Origin of the sequence: Nocardia nepalensis, from assembly GCF_048910785.1 — a bacterium.
Lineage (GTDB): Bacteria > Actinomycetota > Actinomycetes > Mycobacteriales > Mycobacteriaceae > Nocardia > Nocardia nepalensis.
This window is the reverse complement of sequence record NZ_JBKBET010000018.1, coordinates 90853-99914: the sequence shown is the minus strand read 5'-3', so window position 1 is coordinate 99914 and position 9062 is coordinate 90853. Positions and strand designations below refer to the sequence as shown.

General features: G+C 67.4%; 5 protein-coding genes and 1 pseudogene. 4 read left to right on the top strand and 2 right to left on the bottom strand.

What is annotated here, in order from left to right; genetic code table 11:
• The 3 genes and pseudogenes from ACHQ4I_RS10905 to ACHQ4I_RS10895 form a co-directional block, all read left to right on the top strand.
• Positions 1-504: pseudogene (locus tag ACHQ4I_RS10905) on the top strand (hypothetical protein); the annotation flags it as partial.
• A 96-nt stretch (positions 505-600) separates the two neighbouring features.
• A complete protein-coding gene (locus ACHQ4I_RS10900; RefSeq protein ID WP_420771572.1) occupies positions 601-1098 on the top strand; it encodes a WKL family lipoprotein in 498 nt (165 codons plus the stop codon).
• A 163-nt stretch (positions 1099-1261) separates the two neighbouring features.
• On the top strand, positions 1262-4519 hold the full coding sequence (locus ACHQ4I_RS10895; RefSeq protein WP_420771571.1) for an arabinosyltransferase domain-containing protein: 3258 nt from the start codon (positions 1262-1264) through the stop codon (positions 4517-4519).
• Positions 4520-4597: 78 nt separating this feature from the next.
• Here the strand turns inward: ACHQ4I_RS10895 and ACHQ4I_RS10890 are convergent, their stop codons facing one another.
• On the bottom strand, positions 4598-5527 hold the full coding sequence (locus tag ACHQ4I_RS10890) for an ADP-ribosylglycohydrolase family protein (protein ID WP_420771578.1): 930 nt from the start codon (positions 5525-5527) through the stop codon (positions 4598-4600).
• Between the two features lie 130 nt (positions 5528-5657).
• Positions 5658-6620, bottom strand: coding sequence for an EamA family transporter RarD (rarD, locus tag ACHQ4I_RS10885; protein WP_420771570.1), 963 nt, complete (start codon positions 6618-6620; stop codon positions 5658-5660).
• Here rarD and ACHQ4I_RS10880 point away from each other — a divergent pair.
• Complete coding sequence (locus ACHQ4I_RS10880) at positions 6619-9048, top strand: HAD-IC family P-type ATPase (protein WP_420771569.1); 2430 nt, start codon at positions 6619-6621, stop codon at positions 9046-9048. The two genes, rarD and ACHQ4I_RS10880, sit on opposite strands and share 2 nt — an antisense overlap.
• Positions 9049-9062 lie beyond the last annotated feature (14 nt).

Below are 9062 nucleotides of genomic sequence, written 5' to 3'. Positions count from 1 at the left end.
GGACGGGCGGGCAATGAGGCGGCGCTTGGGGCGGGGGCTTCGAGTGGATTGGTCGGAGGCGAGGCGGCGCACGGTCCGGGGGCTTCGGGTGGACACGCAGGCGGTGAGGGGGCTCCGGGCGAACTTGCGGGCGTTGGGGTGGCCCACGGTCCGGGGCCTTCGCGTGGACGGGCGGGCGTCGAGACGGCGCTCGGTGCGCATGGCACGGGGGCGGAGGACAATGGGACGGGATTCGGTGCGGCCGGAGGGGAGCGGGTTTCTGTGGTCGCGGGGGTGAGCGTCGGTGCAGCTCAGGGCGATTCGGCGTTGCGGAAGGCGATGGTGTGGTATCCAGGGATGGACGTGGAGCATCCTGAATTCGGACACGGGTGGGTGCAGGGGGCCGGGCTCGGTGTGGTTACCGTTCGGTTCGAGACCAGCTCGACAGGGCCCGGTCCGGCGCGTACCTTTGCCGCCGACGACATCAGTCTGTCCCGGGCGGATCCGCTCGGCAGTCTCCGCTGACAGGTAGCCTGGGTCATTCGTGCAGCGTTGCCGGTTCGGGTGACGGCTGCCGTTGGTGGAACGACATGTACCTACTCGAACGCAAAGGACGAGCAGTTGAAGCTTCGTAAGACTGGACGCATCGCCATCGCCGCTTTGGCCGTCGTCGCCGCCCTCGGCATGACCGCCTGCAGCGATGACAAAGAAAGCAAGCCGGCCGCGAAGACCAGCACCAGCGCCAAGGCCTCGGCCAGCGCGAACACCAACCTGCCGCCGGTCCCCACCGTCGCGGAGCTGAACACTCAGCTCCAGCGCGCGCTCGACCCGTCGGTACCGAATTCGGAGAAGCTGGACGGCGTGCAGGGCGCCCAGGCCGACCCGGAACTGCCGAACCGTCTGGCCGAGGCCGTCAAGAGCGCCAACGTCACTATGACGGTCACCGATGTGACCAGCTTCGGCGATAGCGTCAACGCCAAGGCCAAGGTCGTGCTCAACGGCCAGGAGAACATCGTCGACGTGCCGTTCGTCGCCGAGGACGGCAAGTGGAAGATCCAGAAGGCGTGGGCCTGCACCATGCTGAGCAACCTCGGCCAGCAGTCGGTGGCCTGCAGCTGATGCCGGCGTCGTAGCGACTGCTTGCAGGTCGCTCGAAAACGTCAGTCGCGGCCGACCCGGGCAAGTCCGGCGTCGGCCGCGACAGCTGTGCGCTTGCTGAGAATCAAAGCTGGACACCAGCAAGAACTTTCGTTCGGAATGGTAACCGTTAGGATCAGGCCCCGTGGCTGACACGATGGTGTGGGCGGGGCAGCCGTCCGTCGAGGAATCCGAACCCGGGACGGCACAATCGAACAGACGTGGGGGTTGGGCCGGGCCGATCGCGCTGATCGCGGGCCTGTTGGGCGCACTGTTCGCGGTGGCGGTGCCGCTGCTGCCGGTGCGCGTGGACGCGGCCACGCTGAGCTGGCCGCAGGCCGGTTCCGCGCGCAGTATCGAGGCGCCGCTGATCTCCTATGCGCCACTGACTTTCGACGCCACCCTGCCGTGCACGGCGATCAACCAGCTCAGCGCCAAGGGCGGCACGCTCGCGGCGACCGGGCCCAACGGCGCTCCGGATCTCGAGCGATACGGATTCCTCGCCCGCGTGCAGGCGGGGGCGGATAGCCCGGCGCGGCTGGATGTGGTGCTGCGCAATCAGGCGTTGCTCAGTGTGCCGGTCTCGGAACTGGTTCCGGGCTGTGAACTCACGGTGCACGCCGATAACACCAGGGCCACCGCGACCTTGGTCGGATTCGAGACGCCCGGATTCCCGGTGGTGCTCAATGGCGACTACCGGCCGCAGATGGTCGGTGTCTTCAGCGATCTGGCGGCGGCGGACGGAGCGCGTGTCACTGCCGAACTCGACACCCGATTCTCGTCCACGCCCACTCCGCTCAAGCGGGCGGCGATCTGGCTGACGGTGGTGTGCACGATTGTTTCGCTGATCGCGCTGTACCGGCTCGATCGGCGGGACGGCCGGCGGGTGCGCCGCTTCCTGCCGCAGCGTTGGTGGACGTTCTCGCTGCTCGACGGCGTGGTGCTCGGCACCATGGTGGTCTGGTATTTCATCGGGTCGACGACCTCCGATGACGGCTATCAGTTCGGTATGGCGCGCGCGTCGGGTGTGGCGGGCTATATGGCCAACTACTTCGCCTACTTCGGAGTGCCCGAGAATCCGGTCGGCACACCGTATTACGACCTGATCCGGATCATGACCGAGATCGGCACCGCCAGCCCGTGGGTGCGACTGCCCGCGCTTTTCTGTGGTGTGCTGATGTGGCTGCTGCTCAGTCGTGAGGTGGCGCCTCGGCTCGGAGTCGCGGTGCGGCACAACAGCATCGCGATGTGGACCGGTGCGCTGGGCTTCCTGACCATCTGGCTGGCCTATGACAACGGGCTGCGTCCGGAACCGCCGGTGGCGCTCGGACTTTTGCTGACCTGGTGTCTGGTCGAGCGTGCCATCGCGACCAGGCGATTGTTGCCCGCCGGATTCGCGATCCTGGTCGCGGCCTTCGCCTGTACGGCCGGGCCGTCCGGTGTCATCTGTATCGCGGCGCTGCTCGCCGGGTTGCGGCCGGTCGCGCGAATCATCATGGCGCGCATCGGTACTCGGGGGCGCGCTCGGATCGTCGGTTACCTGACACTGCTCGCCCCGCTGCTCGCCGCCGGTACCGTGGCACTGGCGATCATGTTCGCCGATCAGCCGCTGGCGGCGATGTTCGAGATGAAGCGCATCCATCACATCGTCGGCCCGGATGTCGAGTGGTTCAACGACTATCTGCGCTACCAGTACCTGTTCCAAGGCGAGACCGATGGCTCTGTCGGTCGCCGGATCGGCGTGCTCGCGCTGTTCGCCGGACTCATTGTTTGCGTACTCGTGTTGCTGCGCAAGGGCGGTCGGATCCCGCTGACCGCCGCGGGGCCGACCCGGCGCATCCTCGGTGTCACCCTCGGCGCACTGCTGCTGATCATGGTCACGCCCACCAAGTGGACCCATCACTTCGGCGTCTACGCGGGTGTGGCCGGAGCCGTCGCGATGGTGACCGCCATGGCCGTCGCGCCACGGGTGCTGCGCGCGCCGCGCTACCGCGCCCTGTTCGCCGCGGCGGTCGCGTTCCTGCTCGCGCTGGTCTTCTCCGGGCCCAATAAGTGGTGGTATGTCTCGTCTTACGGCATTCCGTGGTGGGATAAGCCACCGGTGGTCGCCGGGGTCGAGCTCAACAAGCTGTTGCTGCTGGCCACTGCCGTCTTGCTCGCCGTCGCCGCCTGGTGGCATGTGCACTCACCGGAACCTGGTACCCCGCACAAGGTTTCCCGCTTCGCCTGGCGAGTGTCGGTGTTGCCGCCGCTGACCATCGCGCTGGCGCTGCTCGTCGTCTGGGATGTCGGCTCCTTCGCCAAGGCGGCCGTCGCCCAGGGGCCGGCGTTCTCGCTGGCGCGCTCGAATATCGAAGCGCTGACGGGTAAGACGGCCGGTTTGGCCGGTCACGTGCTGGTCGAAACCGATCCGAATGCGGGCATGCTGCCGCCGCTGACCGGTGACGCGGTGAGCACGCTGTCGGGCACCGGGACCGGATTCACCGGTGCGGGCGTGGCCGCCGATCTGCGACCGGACGATGATTCGAGTCCGACCGGCAGTATCGCCGACGCGTTGAGCAGCAAGTCGGCCTCGGAGAACACCGCGGGAACCGCCACCGCCGCATTGCCTTTCGGGTTGAACCCGGCGACCACACCGGTGCTCGGCAGCTACGGTTCCGGTGACGCGGGCCCCGCCGACCTGACCACCGGCTGGTACCGGCTGCCCGAACCCGGCGATCGCACCGGCATCATCGCGCTCACCGCGGCGGGCCGGATCAGATCGGTCGACCCCGATGGCATCGTCACCCAGGGGCAAACCCTCGAAATCGAATACGGCGCAACCGATTCCGCCACCACCGCGCAGCCGATGGGCAAGGTCTCCCCGATCGATATCGGGCCAGCGCCGTCCTGGCGCAATCTGCGCGTGCCGTTCACCGAAATCCCCACCGGCGCGGACGTGATCCGCATCGTCGCCATCGACCGCGACCGCAACCCCAAGCAGTGGCTCGCCGTCACCCCACCCCGCGTCCCGCAGACCAGGACGCTGAACGACGTTGTCGGCTCGCAAGTCCCGGTTCTCACCGACTGGATGGTCGGCCTTCAATTCCCCAATCAACGCCCCTACGACCACCACGACAATATCGCCGAAGTCCCCGCCTACCGCATCCTCCCGGACCGCCCCGGCGCCGAGATCACCACCCTCTGGCAAAGCCACGACGGCGGCGGCCCCCTCGGCTGGTCCAACATGCTCCTGCGCCCCCGGACCCTGGCCACCTACCTCGACCAGGATTGGCGCCGAGACTGGGGCGAACTGCAACAACTGACCCGCATCGACCCCAAGGCCGACGCTGCGAAACCCGACATCACCCAGCATGACCACTCCGGCCTCTGGACTCCCGGGCACATCAATACCGCCTACTGATCGCGGTCGGCGCACCTGTGGGCGCCTGCGTGGCGGCAACCACGTTCACCACAGCAGCCCGAGGTCGGTGGCGGGAGATTACCGGGTGAAGCTGTTCGTGGCTATGCGGGTGGCGAGGGTGGTGAGGTCGTCGGCGGTGAAACCGGGGTAGCCGTGCAGGAGTTGGCGCCAGCGGTGCGGGATGGCGGTGGCGCCCCAGCGGGCGCCGAGGAGGCCGCCCGCGATGGCCGCGGTGGTATCGGTGTCACCGCCCGCGCGGACACAGAGTTCGAGGGCATGCGGCAGGTGGCCGGGACCGGAGGAGTCGGCGGTGGTGATGGCCCACCAGGCGGTCTGCAGGGCGTGTACGACCCAGCCGTTATTCGAAAAGTCCTGCGGGGTACCGGATTCGGCCTGGTCGAGCAGGTGGGTCCAGTAGGCGGCGCTGGGCGAGGCGTCGACGAACGCGCGGACACCGTCGAAGGTTCCGGTGAGCACCGCGTGCCGGATGGCGGAGGTCCAGATCTTGCAGGCCTCGATGGCCTGCTGGTCGTGATGGGTGAGCGCGCCGATCGCACCGGCCATGCGGACGCATTCCTCGGCGTCGCCGAGATAGGCGAGGGCGACCGGTGCGGTACGCATCAGCGAACCGTTGCCGCCGGTCTTGCCGTGCAAGGACATGGCCTGCGTCTGCATCTCCCGGGCCGAGCGCGGGCGCACCGCGAGCACCGCACGGGTCTGGACGCCGATATCGGGGGGATCGGAATCGAACCACCGGACGAATCCGGCCGCCACCGCGTCGAGGTCGATGCCGGGACCCTTATCGGCCGCCAGCGCGATGGCGATCGCCATGGAGGTGTCATCGGTCCACTGTCCCGGCGCCCACCGGCACGGCCCGCCGCCGATCATATCGATCGCGACATGCGTTCCCGGCCACGTGAATTCGTAGCCCGCCCCGAGCGCATCGCCCGTCGCGGTGCCGAGCAGCACGCCCGCCGCCCGATCCAGTTGCGCATCGTCCAGCATCAACAAACCTTCCGCCTCCTGCGGTGATCGCGGCAAATGTACCCGAGGACCAGGGCAATTCCGTCCTGTCGGTATCGACAAGTGATTGCCCGCAAATCTGTGGCCTCACCACGAAGCCAGGGCTGGGAAGAGCTCAGCCGTGCTCGGTCGCCGACGGTTCGGGCGCCGCGGCCCGGGCAGCGTGGCGCCCGCGCCGACCACGCGCGAGCGCATCGGCGGTGAAGATGGCCAGCGCCGCCCAGATGAGCGCGAAACCGGCCCACCGCGACGCGGGCATGGGCTCATGCGCGACTGCCACGCCCCAGGCCATCTGGAGCGCAGGAGTGAGGTACTGCAGCAGCCCCATGGTCGAAAGCGGAACCCGTTGCGCGGCAACGGCGAACAGCAACAGCGGCAACAGGGTGACCGGACCGGTCGAGATCATCAACCCGGAATGCGCGATGCCACTGGCGAACTCACTGCGCCCGGTCACCGCGAACATGATCACGAACGCCAACGCGAACGGTGCGGCGACCAAACCCTCGGCCGCGATCCCGTGCAGCGCGTCCAGCGGTATGACCTTCTTCACCAGCCCGTAGGTGGCGAATGAACAGGCCAGTGTCAGCGCGATGAGCGGCGGCCTGCCGTAGTCGACGGTGAGCACCGCGACGGCCAGCGCCCCCAGCCCGAGTGCGGCCCACTGCGCCCTGGCCAACCGCTCACGAAAGATCAGCACGCCGAATGCCACCGTCACCAGCGGATTGATGAAGTATCCGAGTGCGCACTCCACCACATGTCCGGAGGTGACGCCGTAGACGTACACGCCCCAGTTGATCGATAGCGCCGCGATGGCCACCGCCGCCATCCGCCAGGTCCTCGCGGCGATCCCGCGCAGCCCGCCGAGCTGCCCGGATACCGCCAGCACGATGAGCACCAGCACCAATGTCCACAGAATTCGCTGGGCCACCACCTCGGCCGGATTGGCGAAGGCCAGCAACCCGAAGTACGCGGGGAACAGTCCCCAGATCAGAAATGCGCCCGTACCGAACACAACGCCGGGGACCGTCCTGCTTCGCTGCACGCTACCGACCGTAGTTCTCGGTAGCCTGGCGGTCATGTCGATTACCGTGCCCCAAACGGCCGTCACCGGGCTGACCGCGGCGGAGGTCGAGCAACGTCGCCGCGACGGGCTGACCAATGACGTGCCGGACCGGGCGAGCCGATCCGTGCGCGACATCGTCCGTGCCAATGTCTTCACCAGGATCAATGCCATCCTCGGCGTGCTGTTCATCCTGGTGCTGGCGACCGGCTCGATCATCGACGGCATGTTCGGTCTGCTGATCATCGCCAACAGTGCGGTCGGCATCATCCAGGAGGTCCGCGCCAAGCGCACCCTGGACCAGTTGGCCATCGTCAGCCAGGCCAAGCCGACCGTACGCCGCGACGGCCAGTCGCTCGAGGTGGCGCCGAAGGAGGTCGTACTCGACGATCTGATCGAGCTCGGTCCGGGCGACCAGATCGTCGTCGACGGCGCCGTCGAGGAATCGGCGCTGCTCGAGATCGACGAATCGCTGCTCACCGGTGAGGCCGATCCGGTGGACAAGCCGATCGGCGCGGCGGTGATGTCGGGCAGTTACGTCGTTTCCGGATCCGGCGCCTACCGCGCGACCAAGGTCGGCAAGGACGCCTACGCGGCCAAACTGGCCGAGGAGGCCAGCAAGTTCACGCTGGTGAAGTCCGAGCTGCGCAGCGGTATCGACACCATCCTCAAGGTCATCACCTACCTGCTGATCCCGGCCGGTCTGCTCAGCATCTACAACCAGCTGTTCTCCAGCAATAGTGAGACCTGGCGACCCGCGGTCACGGGGATGGTCGCGGCGCTGGTGCCGATGGTGCCCGAGGGGCTGGTGCTGATGACCTCGGTCGCGTTCGCGGTCGGCGTGGTGCGACTGGGCAGGCGCAAGTGTCTGGTGCAGGAACTGCCCGCCATCGAGGGCCTGGCCCGGGTCGACGTGGTCTGTGCGGATAAGACCGGCACCCTCACCGAGAACGGGATGCGCCTGTCGGATATCAAGACGCTGGGCTCATTCGACGACGCCGAGGTGCGCCAGGCCTTGGCCGCCATGGCCGCCGACGATCCGCGCCCGAACGCCAGCGTGCAGGCGATCGGTGAAGAGCTGACCGATAAACCGAATTGGCGGCACACCGCGGTCGCGCCGTTCTCCTCGGCGAAGAAGTGGAGCGGTTTCTCCTATGGCGAGCACGGCGACTGGCTGCTCGGCGCACCTGATGTGCTGCTCGATCCGAGCTCCGAAGATGCCCGCGTCGCAGAGGAACTCGGCTCATCGGGTCTGCGCATCCTGCTGCTCGCGCGCAGCGACCGTCCCGTCGACGCCGCCGACGCGCCCGGCACTGTCGATCCCGCGGCACTGGTCGTACTCGAGCAGAAGGTTCGGCCCGATGCCCGCGAAACCCTCGATTACTTTGCCAGCCAAAATGTTTCGATCAAGGTGATCTCCGGCGATAACGCCGTCTCGGTCGGTGCGGTGGCCTCCTCGCTGGATCTGCCGGGCGGCGAGCACGCGGTCGACGCCCGCGAACTGCCCGAGGACCGCGACGCACTCGCCGACGTGCTGCAGCACGAGACCACTTTCGGCCGGGTGCGCCCGGATCAGAAGCGAGCCATGGTGGCCGCCTTGCAGTCTCGCGACCACACCGTCGCCATGACCGGCGACGGTGTGAACGATGTCCTGGCGCTGAAGGATTCCGATATCGGCGTGGCAATGGGCTCGGGCAGTCCGGCCACCCGCGCGGTGGCCCAGATCGTATTGCTGGACAACAAGTTCGCCACTCTGCCGTATGTGGTCGGCGAGGGCCGCCGGGTGATCGGCAATATCGAGCGGGTCTCGAATCTGTTCCTCACCAAGACCGTTTACTCGGTGGTGCTCGCTTTCCTGATCGGCATCGCCGGTGTCGGCTCGCGGATCTTCGATTACGAATCGGTCGACTATCCCTTCCTGCCGAGGCATGTCACGATCGCGGCCTGGTTCACCATCGGCATCCCGGCGTTCATCCTCTCGCTGGCCCCGAACAACGAACGCGCCCGCTCCGGATTCGTCTCGCGCGTCATGCGTTTGGCGATTCCGTCCGGTGTGGTGATCGGCGTCGCCACCTTCGTCGCCTACCTGATCACCTACGCCGGTTCGTACGCCACCCCCGAGCAGCACAAGGAGCAGGCGGGCACCACGGCGCTGATCACATTGATCATGATCGCGGTATGGGTGCTCGCCATCGTCGCCCGGCCGTATGTGTGGTGGAAGGTGGTGCTCATCGGCGCCTCGGTCACCGCCTATGTGCTGTTGTTCACAATCCCGTTCACCAGGCACTTCTTCAAACTCGACCCCTCGAATCTCGGGCTCACCACCGCGGCGTTCATCTGCGGGGCCGTCGGCATCGTGCTCGTCGAGGCCGCCTGGTGGATCGCCGCCGCCGGTCAGGGCGAGAAGCACACGCTACTTCCGAGTTCACCGGGCGGGAGCGCCTGAAGAACTGGACGGGT

Bases quoted from the DNA above. Each gene is read 5' to 3' on its own strand.
- ACHQ4I_RS10880 (WP_420771569.1), top strand. From the start codon at position 6,619: ATGTCGATTACCGTGCCCCAAACGGCCGTCACCGGGCTGACCGCGGCG.
- rarD (WP_420771570.1), bottom strand. From the start codon at position 6,620: ATGACCGCCAGGCTACCGAGAACTACGGTCGGTAGCGTGCAGCGAAGC.